24 protein-coding genes are annotated in these 21,796 nt (G+C 56.5%); 13 read left to right on the top strand and 11 right to left on the bottom strand.

Annotated elements, in window-relative coordinates:
* The first annotated feature begins 128 nt into the window (after window positions 1-128).
* Window positions 129-935, top strand: a complete 807-nt coding sequence (locus C5L39_RS09080; protein ID WP_123048558.1) for a DNA-formamidopyrimidine glycosylase family protein — start codon at window positions 129-131, stop codon at window positions 933-935.
* A 177-nt stretch (window positions 936-1,112) separates the two neighbouring features.
* On the opposite strand, the gene C5L39_RS09075 is transcribed toward C5L39_RS09080, so the two are convergent.
* Window positions 1,113-1,586 carry a DUF1707 SHOCT-like domain-containing protein gene (locus C5L39_RS09075; protein WP_123048557.1) on the bottom strand — a complete coding sequence of 158 codons (474 nt, stop codon included), beginning with the start codon at window positions 1,584-1,586 and terminating at the stop codon, window positions 1,113-1,115.
* A 54-nt stretch (window positions 1,587-1,640) separates the two neighbouring features.
* On the opposite strand from C5L39_RS09075, the gene C5L39_RS09070 reads away from it, so the two are divergent.
* Both C5L39_RS09070 and C5L39_RS09065 read left to right on the top strand, forming a co-directional pair.
* Window positions 1,641-2,054 carry a YccF domain-containing protein gene (locus tag C5L39_RS09070; RefSeq protein ID WP_123048556.1) on the top strand — a complete coding sequence of 138 codons (414 nt, stop codon included), beginning with the start codon at window positions 1,641-1,643 and terminating at the stop codon, window positions 2,052-2,054.
* Window positions 2,055-2,218: 164 nt separating this feature from the next.
* The gene (locus tag C5L39_RS09065; RefSeq protein ID WP_123048555.1) at window positions 2,219-2,842 is read left to right on the top strand and encodes a TetR/AcrR family transcriptional regulator; all 624 of its coding nucleotides are present in this window, start codon (window positions 2,219-2,221) and stop codon (window positions 2,840-2,842) included.
* A gap of 85 nt (window positions 2,843-2,927) precedes the next feature.
* Here the strand turns inward: C5L39_RS09065 and C5L39_RS09060 are convergent, their stop codons facing one another.
* Together C5L39_RS09060 and pgi are read right to left on the bottom strand one after the other, a co-directional pair.
* A complete protein-coding gene (locus tag C5L39_RS09060) occupies window positions 2,928-4,418 on the bottom strand; it encodes a glutamate-cysteine ligase family protein (protein ID WP_123048554.1) in 1,491 nt (496 codons plus the stop codon).
* Between the two features lie 60 nt (window positions 4,419-4,478).
* Window positions 4,479-6,116 (bottom strand): glucose-6-phosphate isomerase, encoded by a 1,638-nt coding sequence (gene pgi / locus C5L39_RS09055; protein ID WP_123048553.1) that lies wholly within the window; start codon window positions 6,114-6,116, stop codon window positions 4,479-4,481.
* 98 nt (window positions 6,117-6,214) lie between these two features.
* Here pgi and C5L39_RS09050 point away from each other — a divergent pair, with 98 nt between their 5' ends.
* The gene (locus C5L39_RS09050) at window positions 6,215-6,526 is read left to right on the top strand and encodes an antibiotic biosynthesis monooxygenase family protein (RefSeq protein WP_123048629.1); all 312 of its coding nucleotides are present in this window, start codon (window positions 6,215-6,217) and stop codon (window positions 6,524-6,526) included.
* Between the two features lie 17 nt (window positions 6,527-6,543).
* Entirely contained in the window at window positions 6,544-8,013 is a 1,470-nt protein-coding gene (locus C5L39_RS09045; protein ID WP_123048552.1) for an NAD-dependent succinate-semialdehyde dehydrogenase, read from the top strand.
* Window positions 8,014-8,067: 54 nt separating this feature from the next.
* On the opposite strand, the gene C5L39_RS09040 is transcribed toward C5L39_RS09045, so the two are convergent.
* Window positions 8,068-8,376 (bottom strand): chorismate mutase, encoded by a 309-nt coding sequence (locus C5L39_RS09040; protein WP_123048551.1) that lies wholly within the window; start codon window positions 8,374-8,376, stop codon window positions 8,068-8,070.
* Window positions 8,377-8,433: 57 nt separating this feature from the next.
* On the opposite strand from C5L39_RS09040, the gene pcrA reads away from it, so the two are divergent.
* On the top strand, window positions 8,434-10,830 hold the full coding sequence (gene pcrA / locus C5L39_RS09035) for a DNA helicase PcrA (RefSeq protein ID WP_123048550.1): 2,397 nt from the start codon (window positions 8,434-8,436) through the stop codon (window positions 10,828-10,830).
* Window positions 10,831-11,027: 197 nt separating this feature from the next.
* Here the strand turns inward: pcrA and C5L39_RS09030 are convergent, their stop codons facing one another.
* Window positions 11,028-11,807 (bottom strand): M23 family metallopeptidase, encoded by a 780-nt coding sequence (locus tag C5L39_RS09030; protein ID WP_123048549.1) that lies wholly within the window; start codon window positions 11,805-11,807, stop codon window positions 11,028-11,030.
* Between the two features lie 211 nt (window positions 11,808-12,018).
* On the opposite strand from C5L39_RS09030, the gene C5L39_RS09025 reads away from it, so the two are divergent.
* Genes C5L39_RS09025 through purH form a run of 3 tightly spaced genes read left to right on the top strand, consistent with a single transcriptional unit; the run spans window position 12,019 to window position 15,719 of the window.
* Window positions 12,019-13,533 (top strand): cell division protein PerM, encoded by a 1,515-nt coding sequence (locus C5L39_RS09025; RefSeq protein ID WP_126268749.1) that lies wholly within the window; start codon window positions 12,019-12,021, stop codon window positions 13,531-13,533.
* A 10-nt stretch (window positions 13,534-13,543) separates the two neighbouring features.
* Window positions 13,544-14,152 (top strand): phosphoribosylglycinamide formyltransferase, encoded by a 609-nt coding sequence (gene purN, locus C5L39_RS09020; protein WP_245974952.1) that lies wholly within the window; start codon window positions 13,544-13,546, stop codon window positions 14,150-14,152.
* Entirely contained in the window at window positions 14,145-15,719 is a 1,575-nt protein-coding gene (purH, locus tag C5L39_RS09015) for a bifunctional phosphoribosylaminoimidazolecarboxamide formyltransferase/IMP cyclohydrolase (RefSeq protein WP_123048546.1), read from the top strand. Before purN ends, purH begins: the two co-directional genes overlap by 8 nt.
* Window positions 15,720-15,863: 144 nt before the next feature.
* Here the strand turns inward: purH and C5L39_RS09010 are convergent, their stop codons facing one another.
* From C5L39_RS09010 to rpmB, 6 genes are all read right to left on the bottom strand, one after another.
* The gene (locus tag C5L39_RS09010; RefSeq protein ID WP_123048545.1) at window positions 15,864-16,541 is read right to left on the bottom strand and encodes a TetR/AcrR family transcriptional regulator; all 678 of its coding nucleotides are present in this window, start codon (window positions 16,539-16,541) and stop codon (window positions 15,864-15,866) included.
* Window positions 16,542-16,648: 107 nt separating this feature from the next.
* Entirely contained in the window at window positions 16,649-17,539 is an 891-nt protein-coding gene (locus C5L39_RS09005) for a putative nucleotidyltransferase substrate binding domain-containing protein (RefSeq protein ID WP_165858021.1), read from the bottom strand.
* 178 nt (window positions 17,540-17,717) lie between these two features.
* A complete protein-coding gene (gene rpsR / locus C5L39_RS09000) occupies window positions 17,718-17,969 on the bottom strand; it encodes a 30S ribosomal protein S18 (protein ID WP_123048543.1) in 252 nt (83 codons plus the stop codon).
* A 15-nt stretch (window positions 17,970-17,984) separates the two neighbouring features.
* Window positions 17,985-18,290, bottom strand: coding sequence for a 30S ribosomal protein S14 (rpsN, locus tag C5L39_RS08995; RefSeq protein ID WP_123048542.1), 306 nt, complete (start codon window positions 18,288-18,290; stop codon window positions 17,985-17,987).
* Between the two features lie 3 nt (window positions 18,291-18,293).
* Window positions 18,294-18,458 (bottom strand): 50S ribosomal protein L33, encoded by a 165-nt coding sequence (gene rpmG / locus C5L39_RS08990; protein ID WP_123048541.1) that lies wholly within the window; start codon window positions 18,456-18,458, stop codon window positions 18,294-18,296.
* Window positions 18,458-18,697, bottom strand: a complete 240-nt coding sequence (gene rpmB / locus C5L39_RS08985) for a 50S ribosomal protein L28 (RefSeq protein ID WP_123048540.1) — start codon at window positions 18,695-18,697, stop codon at window positions 18,458-18,460. Before rpmB ends, rpmG begins: the two co-directional genes overlap by 1 nt.
* Window positions 18,698-19,077: 380 nt before the next feature.
* On the opposite strand from rpmB, the gene C5L39_RS08980 reads away from it, so the two are divergent.
* The 4 genes from C5L39_RS08980 to C5L39_RS08965 all read left to right on the top strand — a co-directional run bounded on the left by C5L39_RS08980 (window position 19,078) and on the right by C5L39_RS08965 (window position 21,773).
* Entirely contained in the window at window positions 19,078-19,344 is a 267-nt protein-coding gene (locus tag C5L39_RS08980; RefSeq protein WP_123048539.1) for a type B 50S ribosomal protein L31, read from the top strand.
* Between the two features lie 11 nt (window positions 19,345-19,355).
* On the top strand, window positions 19,356-19,529 hold the full coding sequence (gene rpmF / locus C5L39_RS08975) for a 50S ribosomal protein L32 (RefSeq protein WP_123048538.1): 174 nt from the start codon (window positions 19,356-19,358) through the stop codon (window positions 19,527-19,529).
* 100 nt (window positions 19,530-19,629) lie between these two features.
* Window positions 19,630-20,325 carry a response regulator transcription factor gene (locus tag C5L39_RS08970; protein WP_123048628.1) on the top strand — a complete coding sequence of 232 codons (696 nt, stop codon included), beginning with the start codon at window positions 19,630-19,632 and terminating at the stop codon, window positions 20,323-20,325.
* A complete protein-coding gene (locus C5L39_RS08965) occupies window positions 20,322-21,773 on the top strand; it encodes a sensor histidine kinase (RefSeq protein ID WP_123048537.1) in 1,452 nt (483 codons plus the stop codon). Before C5L39_RS08970 ends, C5L39_RS08965 begins: the two co-directional genes overlap by 4 nt.
* Window positions 21,774-21,796: the final 23 nt, after the last annotated feature.

Genomic DNA, 21,796 nt, shown 5'->3' with positions numbered 1-21,796 from the left:
CGACCGTCGTCGCAGTTGGCTTAGGTGCAGATCTGCCGTCTTAGGGGAGACCGGGGGGTATCAAGGCAGATAGGCACCCAAGCAACCAGCCGCGGTCGTGGCGGGATAGCCGGTGTATTTTGGGGCTGGTGCCAGAGGGTGACTCAATCTACCAACTATCCCAACGCCTGCAATTTATCCGCGGTCGGGAGGTACTTGCCTGTTCGCTGCGGGTGCCTTCCTTCGCGCTCGTGGACTTCTCAGGCGACAGCGTCGAGCGCATCTGGCCCTATGGCAAACACCTCTTCATGCAATTCGGGGATCGGATCTTGCATACCCACCTGAAGATGGAGGGAACCTGGGCGATGCATCTCAAAGGCGATCGCTGGCGCAAACCCGGGTTCACCGCCCGAGTGGTACTGGAATTAGCCGGAGCCCCGCATCCTCGACCGATTGAAATAGTCGGACACAATCTCGGACTGGTGGAGGTCTTCGCCACCGACGACTACCACCAAAAGATGGGCTATCTTGGCCCGGATGTTCTTAGCGATGAGTGGGACGATACCGGCAGAGAAGAAGCCCGCCGGCGATTATTAGCGCGGAGTCAAAGAAGCATTGGCACTGCCTTGCTCGACCAACACAACCTAGCCGGAGTAGGAAACGAATACCGGGCTGAGATTTGCTTTCTCTGCGGCATTCATCCGGCCACGCCGGTGGGGGAAGTCGATCTAACTCAGGTCCTCAATGTCACCCGAAAGCTCATGTGGGCCAATCGAAATTCACCAGTGCGTGTGACTACTGGAGTAGCTCGGGTAGGGGAGAACTCCTATGTCTTTGGACGCAACCGCCGAGCGTGCCGGCGCTGCGGAACTGCCATCTGCAAGGGGGCGCTAGGCAACGGGCGCGATGAGCTGGAAAGAATCATTTGGTGGTGTCCTTCCTGCCAGCCGGAATAGGATTTTCTTCGCGGAAAGACTCGACGAGGCAAGTAGCATCCATTACTTCGAAAGCCATCTATCTTGCAGTTCTATTATGGTAATAATCCCTATAGCAAGTAGTTCTAAAATAGTTTTCTAAGCTGAAGGGTTAGTCAATTTCTGGATACAAAAGCGTTTCTTCTTCGAGTTGTGCTGCTACAAGGATTCGTTCGCGGAGCTCTTTTTTGCAGTATTTCTTGTTTGGTAGGCAGATTTCATTGCCTGTAGTAGGCGATCATAAAAAATCTCGTCTCCTTCTTCTTCTCTAAACATTCTGGCATTATTTACTTCTTGTACTAACTGGTTATGGATTTCTATTTCGGCATTTCTTCTAGCTTTTTCGTTAAGTAGAATTTCTTGTATCAGATGATCATGAAATTCTCTTTCTTCTTGCTCATCTTCGCTTTCTGCTGCTTCCTGGAAGTCACTCGTGAGTAAGTCGCTCTCATCGGAGCTTGGAGGAAGATCAGCGAAAAGGGCCTGTAGCTCGCCTGCGGTCTCACACTGCAGGACCGCATCCGTGCGGTCATCTAGTTCCAGATGGTCAAGTCTGCCTGCAGTGAAATGTGCGGTGAGCATATTTACCGCTTCCATCCTGTCATCGTCTGACAGGCGCAATTGTTCATTCATCGCAGGGAGGTTTCACCGGTACCTCAGCGCTTGAAATGTAATAACGTGGGGGACATGAATCTCCTATTGAACGTCGCTTGGTTCATTTTTGGCGGCTTCGCCTTGGCCATCGGATATGTATTCTTTGGCATTCTGGCTTGCCTGCTGATCGTGACTATCCCTGCTGGTATCGCCTCTTTCCGCATGGCCTCCTACGCGCTGGCGCCCTTTGGTCGTTCAGTCGTGCAGCCGGTTAGCGGTTCTGGTGGCCTGAGCACGATCAGCAATGTCATTTGGTTCGTCATTGCTGGTGTGTGGCTAGCCATCGGCCATGTCACCACCGCTGCATTGCAAGCTGTGACCATCATCGGCATCCCGTTGGCTGTGGCCAATGTCAAGATGATTCCGGTGACGTGTTTTCCCTTCGGCAAAGAGATCGTCTCATCTGACCGGATTCCCTATGGCTATGAGCCGATGGTGAAGCTCTAGTCGTTTTTTCCACCGTGTGGGTGCTGCGGCTAGTGCAAAAGTGGATACAGTCTTGGCAGCGCCGAGGGGATAGGTGGATTTGCGCAAGCGGGCTGGGGCATACGGAAGTCGCATGGTGCTTATAACGTTCTTAACGTAACGGGCTGTGCCGTATCATAAATATTATGTCGAATAGTGTGGAGTTAGATCAGCTGAAACCTCAACCGAAACAGACGGCGGGACGCCCTTCTGACAATAAACTCACCGCTAGGATTCTCAGTTCTGCAGCAGCCTTATTGAATGAACGTGGATACGCCATGCTCACCATTGAACAGGTTGCGCGCGATGCGGGCTGTGGAAAAGCGGCAATCTATCGCCGTTATCCAGGAAAGCCTGAATTAGTAGCTGCGGTTTTTCAAAAATACACCGAGATGGGTGAAGAGCCAGATACTGGGTCAGTCCGTGATGACCTATTGGCTCATGCCTTGCAAAATCGGCAAAACCAAGAAGGTATTAGTTTCGCCCACGGCCGAGCATTGCATGCAATGCTTGAGCCTGAGGTATTCCCAATACTGTGGGAGTCAATTTTTCAAGATCGCCATCAACGAGGCTTAGGTATTATTGCTCGCGGAGTGGAAAGAGGCGAACTGCCTCAAGACGTTGACGCGGATGTGCTCCTCGATAGTATTGCTGGCTTGACGCTATATCGGTATAGCGTCAAAAATACCTACACTCATGACCTGCACTATCAAAGTGTGATCAACGCGCTGGTGGCACACCCGCCTCGCATTATCGAGAATGATTCTTAGATAGCGGTTGTGGACCTATAACCGCTAAAGAAATAGATTTTCTAGCTCTCACGAGTTTTCAGCCGGCAGGGCACTCTTAGCTTCCTTAGCCCGTTACTTCCCACGTATGAACCGGCTGGTCGGTAGCTTGATTGCGGAGATACCGCCTAGTCATTTCCGCCAGCGCCTTTTTGCGTTCGGGGGAATCCGGGATCGAGCCGCCAGTCTGAATCGCCTCTAAAGTACGCAACTGCCAGGTCGCTCCATTTTGTCTGGTGCGGGCGCGTTCGCCGATAATGTCGAGGTAGTAGTCGATTAGATCTTCGTCGACTTCGAGTTCCCGTAGACCAGAGCGAGCTTGATCCAGCAGGTGTTCGCTGACCAAATCCGCGACATCGATCTGGCCCAGCGTTGGCCAGTTCATCCGAGCGAATAGACCCGATCGCGCACCAGCCAAGAAGTTCTGTTTGGCATCGGCGAACGTGAGTCGGGACCACACCGGGCGGGTCTCTCCGGCAAGGTATTTCACCATGCCGTAGTAGAAGGCAGAGTTGGCAACGATATCGGTGACCGTCGGCCCAGCCGGAAGGAGTCGGTTTTCTACTCGCAGATGAGCAAACTCGGTACCGGGGGCGTAGATGGGTCGATTCCAGCGCCAGACTGTTCCGTTGTGCAAGTTGAGATAATGCAGCTTCGGGGGACCGTTGTGGGTCACCAAAGGATCGAGATCTTTTCCTGGTTCGGGGATCAGCGGGGAGAAGTATCGAACATTTTCCTCGAAGAGGTCGAAGACACTGGTGATCCACCGCTCGCCGAACCAGACTCTGGGGCGCACTCCTTGGGCGACGAGCTCGCGGGTACGAGTGTCAATGGACTGGGTAAACACCGGTACGCGGTTCTCGTGCCAGAGCTTGCGGCCGAGAAACAGCGGCGAGTTCGCACCCAATGCGGCCTGCACCCCAGCGATGGCTTGGGAGGCATTCCACGCATCCGGGAATCGGTTTGGGGCCACTTGTAGGTGCAACTGCATCGACGTACAGGTGGATTCGGGGGCGATATCAGTGAAGTGTTGTCGGCAATACTCATCGCCGGAGACATCAATGCCGACGAGCTCACCGCGGCTTTCCAAGATCGTGTGGTTGAGCGCCCGGTACCGATTCTCTGGAGTCATCCAGGCGGGATCTTCCAAAAACTCGGTGGTGGTGGTCGGTAGGGTGCCGATCATGAGCGCATGCCCACCGGCCTCTTGTGCGGCTTGTTGGATGCGGCCAAAGCGGTCAGCTATTCCCTCATGCATGCGCCGGAGACCATCCCCAGACACGCTGAGCGGAGGGTGATTGAGCTCGACGTTATAAGCACCAATCTCCGACTGGTACTCATCATCTTTGATGATGTCTAGAACCTGGCGGGCCAGCAATGCAGGTTGCATCTGCTCATCGACGAGATTGAGTTCCAATTCAAGGCCAATGGTGCCGTGATTGATGAACTTGGCGGTTTGTAAATGCTGGTCAAAGGTCTCTAAATCCTCCCGGAGCCGCTGACGGTATTTCGTCCGCTGCTGGGGAGTGTATTTGTCAGATGAAACGGCTTCGCCCATAAAACTGAGATAACCACATTCCCAGCTCGGGCGAAGCCATATTAACCGAGTTTCCCTGCGCTACTTTTGCTGGCGGTACCAACCGATGAGGCCATCGGTGGAGCTATCGCCGGAGTCAGCTGGCTGCTCGCCGGAAACCGCCGCAGCCAATTGGCTGGCCTGCTGCTTGCCTAGTTCCACACCCCACTGATCGAAGGAGTTGATATCCCAGATAACTCCCTGGACAAAGGTGATGTGCTCGTAGAGCGCGATAAGAGCGCCCAAGACCTCCGGAGTAAGTTCCTCGGCCAGGATCGTGGTCGAGGGACGGTTACCCGGCATGACCTTGTGCGCGGCTAGTTCTTCCGATACCCCCTCGGCGATGATCTCTTCGGCAGTCTTGCCGAAGGCCAGTACTTTCGCCTGGGCAAAGAGGTTGCCCATGAGCAGGTCATGCATGGAACCTGCTCCGCTTGCGGTGGGGAGATCATCCTTGGGGCGGGCGAAGCCGATGAAATCGGCGGGCACGATTCGGGTGCCTTGGTGCATGAGCTGGTAGAAGGCGTGCTGGCCGTTGGTACCAGGCTCACCCCAGTAGATCTCGCCGGTGCCATAAGTAACGGCCTCGCCGGAACGGCGTACCGATTTACCATTAGATTCCATGGTCAGCTGCTGCAAATAAGCGGGGAAGCGGGCCAAATCCTGGGAGTAGGGGAGCACCGCGTGAGTGTCAGCGTTATGGAAATTGGAGTACCAAATACCCAGCAATCCCATCAGGACCGGGAGGTTCTTCTCGAAGGGGGTAGAGCGGAAGTGATCATCCATCGAATGGAAGCCGTCGAGCAGACGCATGAAGTCCATGGGGCCGACAACCGCCATCAGAGATAGACCGATCGCGGAGTCGACGGAGTATCGTCCGCCCACCCAATCCCAAAAGCCGAACATGTTGTCGGTGTCAATGCCGAATGCGGCGACCTTTTCGGCGTTCGTGGATACCGCGACGAAGTGCTTGGCCACTGCCGATTCATCGCCATCGAAGGCTTCTACCAGCCAGCGCTTGGCGGCATGAGCATTGGAGAGAGTTTCCTGGGTAGTGAAAGTCTTTGACGCGATAATAAACAGCGTCGACTCTGGGTCGAGGTGCTCCAGAGTGGCGGAAATATCGGCCGGATCGACGTTGGAGACAAACTCCGCAGTGATACCAGCGGTGGCATAGGAGCGCAGTGCCAAAGTAGCCATTGCCGGGCCCAGGTCAGAACCACCGATGCCGATATTGACGATCTTCTTGATGGTCCGGCCGGTATGTCCCAGCCACGAGCCTGAGCGCAGCGCAGCAGCAAAATCGCGCATCCGGCCGAGCACCTCGTGGACATCGGCGGCGACATCTTGGCCGTCGACGGAAAGATCCTGGTCCACTGGCATGCGCAGCGCGGTGTGCAAGACTGCGCGATCTTCAGTGTTATTGAGTTGTGCACCGGTGAACATTGCCTCAATGGCGTCGGTGAGCTGGGCCTTTTTTGCCAGCGCTACCAGAGCCTCTGTCACCTCCTGGTCAAGCAAGTTCTTGGACAGATCCACATGCAGCCCGGCGGCATCGATGGTGAGCTGCTCCGCGCGTCCCGGGTTCGCGGCGAACAGCTCCCGCAGGGTGGTGGACTGGGTGCGTTCGAAAACGGACTCCAGGTTCTGCCATTCGGCGGAGGTGGTTATATCAGCCATGTGCTTAATTCCTATCGCTGGAGGTGGATAAGGCTTATACCTTTCAAATCTAGTGAAGATCTGCGCGCTGTGCCGGTCCTACAGGCATGATGGTGGTCATGAGTATCGTGAAGATCAATGCACTGACCGTTCCAGAAGGCGCTGGCGAGCAAATAGAGGCCCGATTTGCCGCCCGTTTGCACTCCGTTGATTCCTCCCCAGGTTTTGAAAGCTTCCAGCTGTTGCGCCCAGTAAAGGGAGAAAGCCGCTATTTCGTTGTCACTCGCTGGGCAGATGAAGATTCCTACGCCGCCTGGCGTGATGGAGCTGCGCATGCCTCGCACGCAGGCAACAGTGGAGATCGCAAGCCTGCAGCTACGGGTGCGGAACTGCTTGAATTTGAAGTAGTCCTCGACTCCACTGCCGACTAAGGGGTAAAGGTGGGGGCATGAACCATAACGAGCTGTCACAACTCATTGACCATGCCCCCAAAGGTCTTTTCATCGATGGAGAATTTGTCGATGCTGAAGGCCAAGACACTTTTTCAGTGATTGACCCCGCCGATGGCAGCGAGTTGGCCGAGGTAGCTTCGGCCTCTGCCGCTGATGCTCGTCGGGCTTTGGACTCCATTTGTAGTGCACAGAAAACGTGGGCAGCTACCCCGGCGCGCGATCGTTCCGAGATCCTTCGCACAGCTTTCGAGCTACTAATCGAGCATCAGGAAGAACTAGCGCTTATCCAGTCTGCAGAACTGGGACGTGCGCTTCCCGATTCCCGCGGCGAGGTAACCTACGCAGCCGAGTTTTTCCGCTGGTTCGCCGAAGAAGCAGTACGAGTACGCGGTGACTACCGCCATTCACCGGCCGGACACAGCCGCATTATCGTCCACCATCAGCCAGTCGGCCCGAGTCTGGCGATTACGCCATGGAACTTCCCGCTGGCCATGGGTGCGCGCAAGATTGCTCCCGCACTAGCTGCTGGGTGCACCATGATCATCAAGCCTGCTTCGAAGACTCCGTTGACCATGCTTTATCTGGCCAAGATCCTCAAACAGGCAGGCCTGCCGGATGGGGTGCTCGCCGTTGTCCCCACGGGATCGAGCTCCAATGTCTCTGCGCTGCTAGATGATGCTCGGCTGCGCAAGTTCACCTTCACCGGGTCCACCGAAGTCGGTCAGATGCTCGCAGCCAAGGCCGCGCAGCACTCGATGAAGGTCTCCCTAGAACTCGGCGGCAATGCCCCCTATGTAGTCTTCGCTGACGCTGATATGGAAGTCGCGGCGCAAGCGGTTGCCACCGCCAAGATGAGAGGCGCCGGTCAGGTCTGCATCGCCGCTAACCGTTTCCTCGTGCACTCCTCGATCAAGGATGAGTTTATTCGCCGTGCGATCGAGATCATGGAAGAGTTCACTCTCGGACGTGGCACTGATGAGGGGGTTACCTACGGGCCACTTTCTGGCGCCGATCAGTTAGAGAAGGTCACCGAGCTTGTCGACGACGCCGTTACTCGCGGTGCTGCCCGCCCACTAGGCGGGAAGCTACCGACGGGCCTCAACGAAAGCGGGTTCTACTACCCGGCGACGGTACTGAGTGATATTCCGGAAGACGCGAAGATCCGCACCACGGAAATCTTTGGTCCCGTGGTGGCAGTGAGCACCTTCGACTCAGATGAGCAGGCAGTAGCGATGGCTAATGACACTCCCTTTGGTTTGGCCGCTTATGTGTTCTCGGAAAATCTAACTCATGCGCTGGACATCGCAGAGCAGATTGAAGCCGGAATGGTGGCAGTCAACAAGGGCGCACTCTCAGATACCGCAGCTCCGTTTGGAGGAGTCAAGGAATCCGGTTTGGGCAGAGAAGGCGGTTTCGAGGGCATCCAAGAATTCCTCGAACCGAAATTCATCAGTCTGCCGCGGTAAATAGCTCCAGGAAAAACTGCCTCTATCAAAGGCCTGGTAGCTTCGCGCGGCAGCTCAGCCGAGACGTCCGCGGCCTAGTTGCAGGAGAATAGCCGCCAGTGCGGGTCCTTCATCACCCAGTTCTTCCCTAAACAGGTTGATGATCGCCAGCTCGCGGGTGTGGACTAGTCGAGTTCCACCCGAGCCCATCCGAGTTTTACCAATGGCCTTGGACACCTGGGTACGACGCTTAACCGCATCGAGGATGACGTGGTCTAGGCGGTCAATTTCCTGCCGGTATTGCTGAATCTCCGCATCGGACAACGGGTCATCGGTGCCTGAGGGCATCCGGATCTCAAACGTGGAATCAGCAGCATCTGTCATGGCCACCATTGTGCCACGGAGGATATGTTGGCTTGGACTAGTAGGTTGTTAGTCATCATGGAATCGCCTTTTTCTCCTTCCCAGCACACTCACTTCGACCAACCTCGGGATCTGACCTTGGGGCTCAATGAACCCCAGCGGGCCGCGGTCGAGCACACCGGTAGTCCATTGCTAATCGTGGCGGGCGCAGGATCCGGAAAGACGGCGGTGCTTACCCGCCGCATCGCCTATCTATTGCAGCATCGTGGCGTGGCACCGTGGCAAATTCTCGCGATTACTTTTACCAACAAGGCAGCCGCCGAGATGAAAGAGCGCGTCTCCTCTTTGGTAGGACCAGCTGCCGAACGAATGTGGGTGGCTACCTTCCACTCAACCTGCGTGCGCATTCTGCGCCAGCAGGCGCAATTAGTGCCTGGCCTTAACGCCAACTTCACTATCTACGATGCGGATGACTCCCGCCGGCTGCTGAGCATGATCGCCAAAGACCACAACTTAGATCTCAAGAAGTTCACTCCACGGGTGTTGTCCAATGCGATCTCGAATCTGAAAAACGAGCTCATCACTCCGCAACAAGCGGCGGCGCAGGCAGAAACCACCCGGAATCCCTTCGAGATCACCGTGGCACAAACCTACGCTGACTATCAGCGTCGACTCAGGTCATCTAATGCCGTTGACTTCGATGATCTCATCGGCGAGGTCGTCCGAATTTTCAGCGAACATCCCCAGGTTGCGGAGTACTACCGCAGCCGCTTCCGCCATGTACTCATCGATGAGTACCAGGACACCAACCATGCCCAGTATCGGCTCATTGCCACGTTGGTAGGAGAGGGAGCTGGCGCCTCTGAACTGTGTGTAGTGGGCGATTCTGATCAGTCGATTTATGCGTTCCGTGGTGCAAATATCCGCAATATCGAGGAGTTTGAACGAGACTACCCGCAGGCTAAGACCATCCTGTTGGAGCAAAACTATCGTTCTACCCAGACCATCTTGAGTGCGGCGAACTCTGTAATTTCCCGCAATGAGGGCAGACGAGAGAAAAAGCTCTGGACCGACCTCGGTACCGGTTCGCCGATTATCGGTTATGTCTCGGACAATGAATACGACGAGGCGAGGTTCATCGCTGCGGAGATTGACGCGATCGTCGATAAGGGGCGCAGCTATTCCGAGATCGCCATTATGTACCGCACCAACAATGCCTCCCGCGCCTTAGAAGAAGCCTTCATTCGCGCCGGGATCTCCTACAAGATTGTCGGCGGCACACGGTTTTATGAGCGCCGAGAGATTCGGGACATCGTCGCCTACCTCAGAGTGCTCGAGAACCCAGATGACACGGTCAGCTTGCGCCGAATCATCAATACCCCGCGTCGAGGAATCGGGGATCGCGCGCAGGCGTTTATCGCTTTGCATGCGGAAAACTCGTCGATGAGCTTTGGAGGTGCACTCGTCGACGCTGCCGAAGATAAGGTCGCGCTGTTGGGTGCGCGGGGGCGCAACGCAGTCGTGAAATTCAACGATCTGATGGCCACCTTGCGCCAAGAGATGCCCTCCATGATCAATGAACACACCGGGATGCCGGATCTAGGGGAACTGATCGCTCGGGTACTGGAGATTACTGGCTACCTAGCGCAGCTAGAAGCTAGCAATGATCCGCAAGATGGCGCCCGCTTGGACAACCTCAATGAGCTGGTATCAGTGGCTAGAGAGTTTTCCACCGAAGCAGCCAATCAGATCGCCTACGCGGAGATGGATGGCGGAGAATTCGAGCCAGAAGAGGGCCAAGCGCTACCCGGCTCTTTGCAGGCTTTTTTGGAAAAGGTCTCCCTCGTCGCTGATGCCGATCAGATCCCAGACAATGACAACGGCGTGGTCACACTCATGACCCTCCACACCGCCAAGGGGCTGGAGTTTCCCGTGGTCTTTCTCACCGGCTGGGAGGACGGTCAGTTCCCGCACCTGCGTGCGCTGGGAGATCCTAAGGAGCTCTCGGAGGAACGTCGCTTAGCCTATGTGGGGATTACCAGGGCTCGTGAGCAGCTTTATATTAGCCGCGCGATGGTGCGCTCCTCCTGGGGCAACGCGGTGAACAATCCGCCCAGCCGCTTCTTGGACGAGATTCCAGAACAGCTCATCGATTGGCGGCGGGAAGAGCCGGAATACTCCTACTCCAGTTCTTGGGGGCAGGGTAGTGGCTCTGCAGGGGGCAGCTCTTGGTCGCAACCTCGTTCGGCAGCATCCTCAACTGCGCGTAAGCCGCTGCCTAAGGCTGCCAAGTCGAGGAACCACACCGGCCTAGAGCTGGTCGTGGGAGACCGTGTCAACCATGATAAATACGGTCTGGGCACCGTCATTGCTGCCGATGGTTCGGGGGCGCGAGCAACCGTGACCATCGACTTTGGATCATCCGGAAAGGTGCGCCTCATGCTTATCGGTGGGGTACCGATGGAAAAGCTCTAGCATCCGGCTGCAGCATTGCTAGAGATACCAATGCTGCAGCTGCGGTGGGCAGTACGTTTGTATTCTTGTGCTGACCTAAGCGGCTACGTTTGTCTTCTTCTTGAGCCAAGAGCCGAGGAGACATTGTGGCTACATAAGAAGGACCCGACCAAAAAGCTGGTCGGGTCCTTGCCTATGCGAGTTTTTCGGCGAAGTGCTTAAACTAGGATGCCGTGTTCTGCCAACCACGGGACGGGATCGACTGCGCCACTACCGGTGGGGTGGATCTCGAAGTGGAGGTGGGAACCGGTGGAGAAACCGCGGTTACCCATTCCGGCAATGTTCTGGCCGGCGGTGACGACATCACCGACGTTGACATTGAGAGTTTCCATGTGGCCGTAGACGGACATGGAGCCATCATCATGCTGGATACGAATCCACTGGCCGTAGCCGGATGCCGGGCCGGAGTCGATGACGACGCCGTCCATAACCGCCAAGATCGGGGTGTTGATGGAGTTGGCGATGTCGATGCCAGCGTGCAGGGTGCCCCAGCGCATACCGTAACCGGAGGTGAGAGTACCTTCGGCCGGCTTTGCCACGTTGTAGGCGCCATTGGCACCCATGACGGTGCTGATGATCCCGCTAAGTTCTTCAGCGATGGCAGGAGCTCGGGCAGCGAGGTCTTCTTGTGCTTTTTCGGCGCTGTACTGAACAGCTTTGGCGAGCTGATTGTCGATGTTGAGGTCCGGCTTGAATTCCGCGATAGCAAGGATCTGCGGAGCGCTGGAAGAGATATCACCAGTGTTAGCGGCCAGCTCAATGTCAACTGCTGAGTCATCGGCCGGTGCCTGCAAAGATGCGGCAGCTGCACCGGTGACACCAGCGGTGGAAACGACACCTGTTGCGACTGCAACTAGGGCAATGCGACCCTTAGCGGTCTGCGAGGAAATGATGTTGCGGTGCTTGCCTCGCACTGACCTCTGAGTAGTGGTTCGCATTGAGCTCTCTTTCGTTTCGCCACACCCGACAGGTTATGGGATTGTGACCGGCTTGTTATCTGCTGTCGGTAACAGTAGCGTCTCGATTCCGATGGAGCAACCGGATTCGGCGTTTTTTCTTTGTACTAATTTCTTAGCAACCATTACAGAACCCCCGATAATGGACGCGCCATCTATTCCAAGACTCTGCATCGTGGCACAGTGAGAAGCAATGAGCAAGAAAACAAGTCCCCAGTCCCGCTCCGGTCGACGTTCGCGCAATATTCGCGTGGGCGGGAGTCCGCAACCGGAGCGTTCCGCACCCTCACCTAAGTCTGGGCCGAGGCTGTCAGGCCACCTACGTCGCCTTTTCTTGGTTATTGCGGTGCCCAACGTGGTCACGGTCCTGGGCGTTATCGTGCTGGCTCTCGGCGGTCTGATGTTCAGTTCAACGTCGTTGACCGCGCTGCCGGCAACGATCGCGCAGCTATGGTTGCTGTTGCACCTTGCTCCCGTGAACGCCGACGGGATCGCCATTGGTGTCCTGCCTATGCTTCCAGCGCTGGGATTTGTGAGCTTGATCTCATATCGAATCCGGGTCGCGGTCCGAGAACGAGTGAGTCTGCCGAATTTGCTCTTGCTCGTACTTTTCGCGTTGCTGATTCCCATAGCTCTTACACTGATTGCCACTGCAATGATGTGGGACGCTAGCAGGGTATTTGATGTGGGGCCGCCACCGATCGCCGAAGCGGTTGCCCGGACCTTGCTCCTTCATATGTCTGCAGTCATGATCGGCATGGGTAGCAGGCTCTGGCGTGCCTTGGCACGGCGCTTCGGCGCGCCAGGCTGGCTTATCGACGCCGCGGTGAGCGCTATGCGCATCCTCGTGGCGATGTCTCTGGTGGCTGTCCTCGCCTTGGCTGTGCTGCTGATCTTTAGCTGGCCTCGACAAGTGGAGGTAGCTGGGATCTATAACAGCACTGGCGCAGTCGTGGCCGTGTCCTTGCTGAGTCTGCTGTATCTTCCTAACGCCATCATCATGACTGTCGCTGTCTTGTTCGGCTCTGGATTCCAGCTGGGGGCGGCCTCAGTGTCGCTATTTTCTATTGACCTGGTGGCGCTTCCTCCGCTGCCGTTGCTGGCACTGATCCCGGGTTCTGTCCACGACTGGGCGGTGTTGGGTCTGGTTCCAGTAGTAGCAATCACTGCGATATTCGCCAGTCGTGTCCGACTCAATCTGGCGCAGGCGGTTGCCACCGGTGTATTCGCTGCAGCTTTCGCATTATTAGCCAGCTATCTCACCTCTGGGGAAATCGGCGAGCTGGGGGAGTCTGGTCCTATGCTCTGGCTGACTGCTGGAATGGTATTCATTTGGATCACCGGTGCGGGCATCATCTCGGTGGTCTTTGGCATGTTTATGCAGTATCGGGTTGCCGCCCGCGAACGAGCTTTGGCGCAAGCTGAAGCCGATGCCGCCGCTGTAGCAGCCGATGATTCGAAAGAAGCGGAAGAAGCGCCGGAAGAGGAGATCATCGACGGTGAGGTGATCGCTGAAGATGCTGAAGATGCTGAAGATATAGAGGACACAGAAGAGCTATCTGATGAAGAAATAGCAGAGGAAGCGCCCGACGGTGGCGAGGACTCTGAAGCTCCGGCGGATGAGTCGCCAGGCCAAGAAGAGCCTGAAGACAGCGAAAATAGTGAGGAACAACAGCCAGACTCCCAGAAGCCTGCCGCAACGGACTAAGATCGGTCGAGTGACTTCCCCCACCGATCCCACCACCGTGCTAAATGTCGTTGTTCTTGTCTCCGGAAGCGGTACGTTGCTGCAGTCCCTCCTAGATCAGCAAGATGGCAGCTACCGGATCTCGCGTGTCATCGCGGATGTTGAATGCGTAGCACTCGAGCGTGCTGAGAAGGCGGGCGTCGATACGCGCATCGTTGCTCTTGGTGATGATCGATCGGCCTGGAATGTCATGCTCGCGGATACTATCTCGGAAGCTGACCCGGACCTGATCGTCTCAGCCGGGTTCATGAAAATCCTCGGCTCCGGTGTCCTCGACCGCTTCGGCGGCAGAATCATCAACACCCACCCAGCGCTACTGCCGTCTTTCCCAGGCGCACACGCGGTCCGAGACGCATTGGCGGCGGGAGTTAAGGTCACCGGCTCCACAGTCCATTTCATCGATTCAGGCGTGGATACCGGTCCAATCATTGCGCAACGGGCGCTCGAGGTGGCCTCGGAAGACACCGAAAGCACCCTCCACGAACGAATTAAGACAATTGAACGCCAGCTCATCGTGTCGGTGCTGCGGGCGGCCACTATCGACGAGAACACCAGGAAGGTTGAGTTCATCAATGAGTGATGATCGCAAGGTAATCAAGCGGGCACTAATTAGCGTCTACGACAAGACGGGACTAGAGCAGCTGGCTGCATCCCTGCATGCGGCTGGAGTGGAGATCGTCTCCACCGGATCCACCGCAGCTAAAATCGCCGCACAGGGCGTCCCAGTGACTCCGGTCGAGGAACTCACCGGTTTCCCGGAATGCCTCGAAGGCCGAGTCAAAACTCTGCACCCCAAGGTCCATGCTGGCATCCTCGCAGATACCCGCAAAGATGATCATCTCTCTCAGCTCTCAGAGCTGGGAGTCGAACCCTTCCAGCTGGTCGTGGTGAACCTCTACCCGTTTTCCGAAACCGTCGCCTCAGGCGCCGACTTTGATGCGTGCGTCGAGCAGATCGACATCGGCGGACCTTCCATGGTCCGTGCCGCTGCGAAGAACCACCCTTCCGTCGCAGTAGTCGTCGATCCCTCCCGCTACGTGGATGTCGCAGAGGCGCTCAACGATGGTGGCTTCACCCGCCAACAGCGCACCCACCTGGCTCTGGATGCCTTCCGGCATACCGCAGCCTATGACGTTGCTGTGGCCACCTGGCTCGGCGAGCAGGCTGCCGCAGAAGGCGGGGAATTCCCGGCTTGGGTCGGCTCCTCCCATGAGCTTTCTGCCACCCTGCGTTATGGCGAGAACCCGCATCAGGCAGCAGCCCTCTATGCCGATAAGGGACTCGGGGGACTGGCCAATGCTACGCAGCTGCATGGCAAGGAAATGAGCTACAACAACTACCAGGATGCCGACGCCGCTTGGCGTGCTGCCTGGGACCACGAGCGCGCCTGTGTGGCCGTTATCAAGCATGCGAACCCCTGTGGCATCGCAGTTTCTGATACCTCCATCGCCGATGCCCACCGACGAGCTCATGCCTGCGATCCCATGTCCGCCTTCGGTGGCGTGATTGCAGCTAACCGTGAGGTCACTGTCGCGATGGCAGAACAGGTCGCGGATATCTTCACTGAGGTTATTATCGCGCCCTCCTATGGCGCGGGAGCCATTGACGTACTCGCCCGTAAGAAGAACCTGCGCGTGCTGCAGGCCAGCCCCGAGCATCGTTCAGGTACAGAGTCAAAGCAGATTTCTGGCGGCATCCTTGTCCAAGAGCGCGATGTGCTTCAGGCTGAGGGCGACTCTGCTGATCAGTGGACGTTGGCTGCTGGCCAGCCAGCCAGTGAGCTTCTGCTCGCCGATCTACAGTTCGCCTGGACCTCGGTCCGTGCGGTTAAGTCCAATGCCATCTTGATCTCTCGTGAAGGCGCCACCGTGGGCGTTGGCATGGGACAGGTCAACCGCGTGGATTCAGCCAAGTTGGCTGTCGAGCGTGCCAACACCTTGGCTGGCGATACTGAGCGCACTATCGGCGCAGTCGCTGCCTCCGATGCGTTCTTCCCCTTCGCAGACGGCTTCGAGGTGCTGGCTAAAGCTGGCGTTAAGGCTGTCGTTCAGCCGGGTGGTTCCATCCGCGACAACGAAGTCATCGCAGCAGCGGAAAAGGCTGGAGTCACGATGTACTTCACTGGCGCTCGCCACTTCGCGCACTAGGATAAACTCAGCGCACAACCACAAACGCGGCCAAGANNTCTTGGCCGCGTTTGTGGTTTCCGATCGAAAGCCCCAGCCGCAGTCAGACGGGAGCTGAGCACTTTCCTCGTGCAAGCTCCCTGATCGAGCAAAGGAAGGAAGCAGCTATTGATTCTCAGCGTTAGCGATCCGGATGAGATCGAGCGTCCGAGTGATCCGGTCCTCTGGCAGTGGGGCATGCAGCACATCTAAGGCAGCGTCAGCGAGCATCACTGCGATAGCGGGTAATTCATCGTCTTTCAGCGGGGAAGGGACCGTGCCATTGTTTTGCCGCATCTCAATCACCGAAAGCGCGAGATGGAAGGGCAGGTCCAATCGAGGGTCATCGGCGCCGACGATGGCTGCGGTGAGCGATTGGAAAATATCCTTCAACTCGGTGCGCTGGGAATGGTAAATGGAAAATTCCTCTGAGGACGCAATCGGCAGCTGATAAAGACGGCCAACATTCCACCTAGTAGACAGTAGAAGACGGGTCTCTGCTGCCACGAGTGACCATAGTCGCAGAGCTGGGGAGACCTCAGAATCTCCAAGTGCTGCGGCTAATTTCGTCGAAGGAGCGATCGTTGACGTTAGCAGCGTCAGGAAGATCTCAGTCTTTGACGGAAAATGGTAATAAAGAGATGCTTGTCGGATTCCGACAGCATCGGCGATCTGGTGGGTCGAAGTGGTAGCAAAACCCTTGGTGGTGAAAAGCTCGGCGGATGCGTCGAGGATTTCTTCTCTTGCGGTTGATCCACTCCGACGGGGGCTGTTCTTCCGGGGACGTCCGACTGCGCCTGCCATAGATCCCTCATTCCCCTTTTTTGGTAGATACAACATTGACTGATCAAGAAAGTATAGCCCGATGCGGGTGTGGAATTGTTGCTACCCCACTGGATCTATTGTTCTAGCTATTGTTCTGCAAGCGGAATGCCAAACCGCGCGGCGAGAGAGCGTAGTACTCCGGCCGCCATTCGAGCCGCAGCTCCGTGTGCAGTTCGGTCTAGTGCGGGCAGATCCTCAGTGGTGACTGGATGCTCATGGAGATCATCACGCCAGCGACGCAGATGGAGAGTCACGCCAGTTTCCCAGACCTGAATCAACGACTCCGTCTCCGCAGGGGAGAGCAATCCAGAATCCTGGCCTTCGCTGAGACGGCCAGTGGTGGTGCGGCTGGATGCTCCAACCGCCAATCCCACCCACCGGGCAACGTCGCTGACGGGAGAGAGCAACGTGGCTTGCATGTCGATCAGGACATTTCGGTCCGGCAAGCCTTCAAATACTTGGAGGGCCGGCGGGCGGTGAGTGATAGCGCGCTCAAGTAATGCGGGTACTTGGCCCGGGCGGGTGAGCAGTCCGGCATCGGCCAAGATGGCAACGGTTCCGGCATCCCCATCTTCTAGCGCCTTGAGCCCACGATCTCGCCAGTCTTCTAATGATGCTGAGCCGGCTGGTGCAACGCTCAGCCTGGAGCCCTCAAATAACGGGAGCAAACAACGGTCTGCATTGGGCGTCGGTCCGATGGCGAACCAACTCACCGGATCAGTAGGTAATCCATCGCCCCGGCCAATGCCGCCAGTGGGAAGGATCCTGGAGTCTCCCACCAAATCGCGGGCAGCGGGAGACTGCAGGGTGTCAGCGATAATCTTGGAGTACCAAGCGGAAAGCTCGGATTCGGGTTCCCGATGATCGATAGCGTTGCGCAACAGATCTTGGGATTCTGCGAGGACTCCACGAGCGGTAGCTGCAGTAGAAGACAACGGGGCCTGCTCTGCGAGATCAATGAGCGAAGGATGCAACACGGCGGGCACTCCTGAAGTATGGGTGAAATCTGGCTAACAGTTAAAAAATACCAGCGCAGCTCTGAACAAATGCAATAACCCGCTCTACCCAAAAAAATGGGAGAGCGGGCTACTGAACTTTTACCGTGTCACATAAGGGCAGCGGCAAAAGTTGCGCTGTTGTGTCCCTGCAGCCGATTTAGCGGCTGGTGAACGGCAGGAGTGCCATTTCGCGTGCGTTCTTCACTGCGGTGGCGACCTGGCGCTGCTGCTGCGGCGTCAGACCGGTCACGCGGCGTGAACGGATCTTGTGGCGATCGGAGATGAACAGACGAAGGGTTTTGACGTCCTTGTAGTCCACCTTCTCGATTCCCTCAGCCTTGAGGGGGTTCTTCTTCGGGCGGCGGGACTGCTCCAACCGCGCCTTCTTATGATTCGTGGTGCGCTTCATGGTTGCAACTCTCCCTTACCAGCTGGACTTACGAACGCCCGGAAGCTCACCGCGGTGAGCCATCTCGCGCATACGGACACGGGACAGGCCGAACTTGCGCAGGTAACCGCGGGGACGACCGTCATGGGCGTCACGGTTACGAACGCGAGCTGCAGAGGCGTCGCGTGGCTGACGGTTCAGCTCGAACTGTGCTTCCAGGCGATCCTCGTCAGAGGTGTCCTGGCTGCTAATGATCTTCTTGAGCTCGGCGCGACGCTCCGCGTAACGGGCGACGATCTCCTTGCGCTGCTCATTCTTGGCGATCTTGGACTTCTTAGCCATAGATTATCGCTCCTCGCGGAATTCGACGTGCTTGCGGGCAACCGGATCGAACTTCATCAGTGAGATGCGGTCGGGGTTGTTTCGCTTGTTCTTACGGGTGACATAGGTGTAACCGGTGCCAGCCGTAGACTTCAGCTTGATGATCGGGCGAATGTCATTACGTGCCATTACTTGATCTTCTCCCCACGTGCGCGGATCTTGGACACAACAGACTCAATGCCGTCGCGGTCAATGATCTTGATTCCCTTGGTGGAAACGGTAAGAGTGATGGTACGGCCCTCGGAGGGCAGGTAATACCGACGACGCTGCACGTTGGGGTTCCAACGGCGCGAGGTGCGGCGGTGCGAGTGCGAGACGGACTTGCCGAACTGCGGCTTGCGTCCCGTGACCTGGCAAATAGCCGACATGGACTTTCTTTCTCCTAGCCGCCCACATCGCAACTTCTGACACAGCGCCGCGCCGATCCATGAAAATGCCTGGAAGGCGTGGTTCGGGGCGCAGTCTTTAGCCGGCTGACGGGGCGTAGACGTATACTTCGACAACAGCAAGGGGCAACACTACAGGCGTTTGGGTAGATTTCCTAATCGCGAGGTGAGGTCGCTGGAGGTTTTCTGAAGTTGTTGGATCTGCCGGGCATTGGCAGCTATCATGTCGGGCGATTTCAGGATTTCAGTGTCCAGGTTGTAGGATGGTCCGAGTTGTCAATCTCCAAACCCAACTCAGGCACGATCCGCGTTTTCCTATGTGGAACCGACCTGATGTTCAATCCTGAGGGAATCGAGAGTTAATGAAGAAGGATATTCACCCCGACTACCATCCGGTGGTCTTCCAGGACGCCGGCACCGGCTTCCAGTTCCTTACCCGCTCCACCGTCGGCAGCGATCGCAGCGTGACGTGGGAAGACGGTAACGAGTACCCGTTGATCGTCGTTGACGTCACCAGCGAGTCCCACCCGTTCTGGACCGGCGCACAGCGTGTCATGGACACCGCTGGCCGCGTTGAGAAGTTCGAGAAGCGCTTCGGTGGCATGGCCCGCCGCAAGAAAAAGGCATAGGAGGCACAACCATGGCAGTTCCGAAGTTCAAGAAGTCTCGGTCTAACACCCATTCTCGTCGCTCACAGTGGAAGGCCGACAATGTCGCTCTCCAAGACGTCAAGGTTGATGGACAGACCGTTCGCATCCCCCGTCGTCTCGTCAAGGCTGCTCAGTTGGGCCTAGTAGACGTCGAACAGTTCTAGGTTTTCTTTTAGCCTAGATATACCGAACACCGGCCGCTTTTCGCTTCACAGCGAAGGGCGGTCGGTGTTTTCATTTTCCTAGTAGTACATAATGGTTCGTATGAAGATATTAGTAGTGGACGACGATCAAGCGGTTAGAGAGTCTCTGCGCCGCTCTTTGGCGTTCAATGGATACGACACAGTCATGGCGGAGGACGGGGTCGAAGCGCTCCAAGCCATTGGCAGGGAGAATCCTGATCTCATCATCTTGGATGTGATGATGCCCCGAATGGATGGATTGGAAGTATGTCGTAGCCTGCGTAGCTCCGGCTATGATCGGCCCGTTTTAGCGCTTACCGCCCGAGATGGGGTGGCCGATCGCGTTGCTGGATTGGATGCTGGCGCTGATGACTACTTGCCCAAGCCGTTTGCGCTCGAGGAGTTGCTGGCGCGGGTGCGATCACTCTTGCGCCGGGCGGCAGTGGATGCCCCCAAAGCCGGCGAATCCCAGCAGGAATTGGTCTTCCAAGACCTTCATCTGGATCCGGATACCAGAGATGTTCGTCGCGGCGATCGTCCCTTTAGCTTGACTCGAACTGAGTTTTCCTTGCTCAAGCTTTTGATGCTCAACCCGCGCAGGGTGCTCTCCCGAGCCACAATTCTAGAGGAAGTCTGGGGCTATGATTTCCCGACTTCGGGCAACGCGCTAGAGGTTTATATCGGCTACTTGCGCCGTAAGACTGAGGCAGGGGGAGAAACCCGGCTAATCCGTACTGTTCGTGGCGTAGGCTACGTTCTGCGAGAAAGCACCACGTGATTCTGCGGCGACCTAGTGCTGGAGAAATCTCATCCGATAATGGTAGGAAAACACCTCTAGCTGGTGAATCCCTCGAATCCGTCCCGTGGTACAAGCGGATTCCCTTGCGGTTGCACTTGGCATTATTAACTGCCTTGATGGTCGCCATTGCAGTGGGGATGGTCGTGTTAGTGACCTATTTAGCAGTCTCATCAGCATTAACCGCAAACCTGGATCAACAGCTTGAGCGACAAGCCAGTGTTCTGCTGGAGCGAGCAGACGAATCTCTGACTCCCAGCGAACTGGAAGATGAGATCGCGACCTTCAAGTCCTATAACCCACTCACTAGGGTGTCAATCTCCCCGCCGGGGTGGGCTTTTAGCAGCGGAGATCCGATCCCCATCGGCGGAGATTTTATCGACGCGGGAGATCGTAGCGCGCAGACAATCCGAACAGTCGGTCAAGAGCGAGTTATCGCTGTGCGCGATGATCTTGGCTTTACGGTGGTCGTAGGTCAAGACATGTTTGAACTGCGTCAGTTGACTTCATCGTTGGGCAGCATGCTCATGGCATTCATGGCGCTGGGAATTGCAGTGTCAGCAGTAGCCGGAGTAGTCGTGGCTACCGCTGGGCTTAATCCGCTGTGGCGATTGCAGCGTGCAGTGGATTACGTCACCAGGACCGATGACCTTCGCCCGATTCCCGTAATTGGAAATGATGAGCTTGCACAGTTGACTAACTCCTTCAACGCCATGCTTGCCACGTTGGGAGAATCTCGACAACGGCAGGCTCAGCTAGTTGGAGATGCGGGACATGAGCTCAAGACTCCGTTGACTTCCATGCGCACCAATATTGAGCTGCTGATGATGGTCTATCGTCCAGGTGCTCCCAACACGATTTCTGAACAAGATCGCAAGGAGCTCGAACATGATGTTCTGGCGCAAATGGAGGAGCTATCAAGACTGATCGGTGATCTGGTTGATCTTGCTCGCGAAGATGTTCCTGAGACCGTATCTGAGGAAGTTTCCTTGGATGCCATCGTGGGTTCTGCGCTAGTTCGGGTCAGGCGTCGGCGTCCCAGCGTGGAGTTTGATGTACAGACTATCCCGTGGTTGATCAAAGGAGATGAGTTCGCCCTTGGGCGGGCCGCAGTTAACCTGCTAGACAATGCCGCCAAATGGTCCCCTGAAGGCGGATGTGTTCGAATTCGAATGCTCCAACTGAGCGATTCTTGGGTTGAACTATCGATAGCTGACTCCGGACCGGGGATTCCAGTGGAAGACCGAGAACAAGTATTTGAGCGTTTCCACCGCGCTGCAGAAGCTCGATCGATGCCAGGTTCAGGTCTCGGATTGGCCATTGTTAAACAGGTAGTTCTTCGACATTCGGGGAGTATTAAGGTTGGGGAATCTGCCGATGGAGGCGCCGAAATGATCGTCCAGTTGCCGGGTTATCCAGACGAGCCATAGCTGAAGATTTTTTGCCCAGGTAA

The organism is Corynebacterium alimapuense, from assembly GCF_003716585.1.
Taxonomy (GTDB): domain Bacteria; phylum Actinomycetota; class Actinomycetes; order Mycobacteriales; family Mycobacteriaceae; genus Corynebacterium; species Corynebacterium alimapuense.
This window is presented reverse-complemented; position numbering and strand designations above follow the sequence as displayed.

Bases quoted from the DNA above. Each gene is read 5' to 3' on its own strand.
- pcrA (WP_123048550.1), top strand. From the start codon at position 8,434: ATGGAATCGCCTTTTTCTCCTTCCCAGCACACTCACTTCGACCAACCT.
- pgi (WP_123048553.1), bottom strand. From the start codon at position 6,116: ATGGCTGATATAACCACCTCCGCCGAATGGCAGAACCTGGAGTCCGTT.
- C5L39_RS09030 (WP_123048549.1), bottom strand. From the start codon at position 11,807: ATGCGAACCACTACTCAGAGGTCAGTGCGAGGCAAGCACCGCAACATC.
- rpsR (WP_123048543.1), bottom strand. From the start codon at position 17,969: ATGAAGCGCACCACGAATCATAAGAAGGCGCGGTTGGAGCAGTCCCGC.
- C5L39_RS08970 (WP_123048628.1), top strand. From the start codon at position 19,630: ATGAAGATATTAGTAGTGGACGACGATCAAGCGGTTAGAGAGTCTCTG.
- C5L39_RS09050 (WP_123048629.1), top strand. From the start codon at position 6,215: ATGAGTATCGTGAAGATCAATGCACTGACCGTTCCAGAAGGCGCTGGC.
- C5L39_RS09045 (WP_123048552.1), top strand. From the start codon at position 6,544: ATGAACCATAACGAGCTGTCACAACTCATTGACCATGCCCCCAAAGGT.
- C5L39_RS09025 (WP_126268749.1), top strand. From the start codon at position 12,019: ATGAGCAAGAAAACAAGTCCCCAGTCCCGCTCCGGTCGACGTTCGCGC.
- C5L39_RS08980 (WP_123048539.1), top strand. From the start codon at position 19,078: ATGAAGAAGGATATTCACCCCGACTACCATCCGGTGGTCTTCCAGGAC.
- C5L39_RS09060 (WP_123048554.1), bottom strand. From the start codon at position 4,418: ATGGGCGAAGCCGTTTCATCTGACAAATACACTCCCCAGCAGCGGACG.
- rpsN (WP_123048542.1), bottom strand. From the start codon at position 18,290: ATGGCTAAGAAGTCCAAGATCGCCAAGAATGAGCAGCGCAAGGAGATC.
- rpmF (WP_123048538.1), top strand. From the start codon at position 19,356: ATGGCAGTTCCGAAGTTCAAGAAGTCTCGGTCTAACACCCATTCTCGT.
- rpmB (WP_123048540.1), bottom strand. From the start codon at position 18,697: ATGTCGGCTATTTGCCAGGTCACGGGACGCAAGCCGCAGTTCGGCAAG.
- C5L39_RS09070 (WP_123048556.1), top strand. From the start codon at position 1,641: ATGAATCTCCTATTGAACGTCGCTTGGTTCATTTTTGGCGGCTTCGCC.
- C5L39_RS09075 (WP_123048557.1), bottom strand. From the start codon at position 1,586: ATGAATGAACAATTGCGCCTGTCAGACGATGACAGGATGGAAGCGGTA.
- C5L39_RS09040 (WP_123048551.1), bottom strand. From the start codon at position 8,376: ATGACAGATGCTGCTGATTCCACGTTTGAGATCCGGATGCCCTCAGGC.
- rpmG (WP_123048541.1), bottom strand. From the start codon at position 18,458: ATGGCACGTAATGACATTCGCCCGATCATCAAGCTGAAGTCTACGGCT.
- C5L39_RS09065 (WP_123048555.1), top strand. From the start codon at position 2,219: ATGTCGAATAGTGTGGAGTTAGATCAGCTGAAACCTCAACCGAAACAG.
- C5L39_RS09010 (WP_123048545.1), bottom strand. From the start codon at position 16,541: ATGGCAGGCGCAGTCGGACGTCCCCGGAAGAACAGCCCCCGTCGGAGT.
- purH (WP_123048546.1), top strand. From the start codon at position 14,145: ATGAGTGATGATCGCAAGGTAATCAAGCGGGCACTAATTAGCGTCTAC.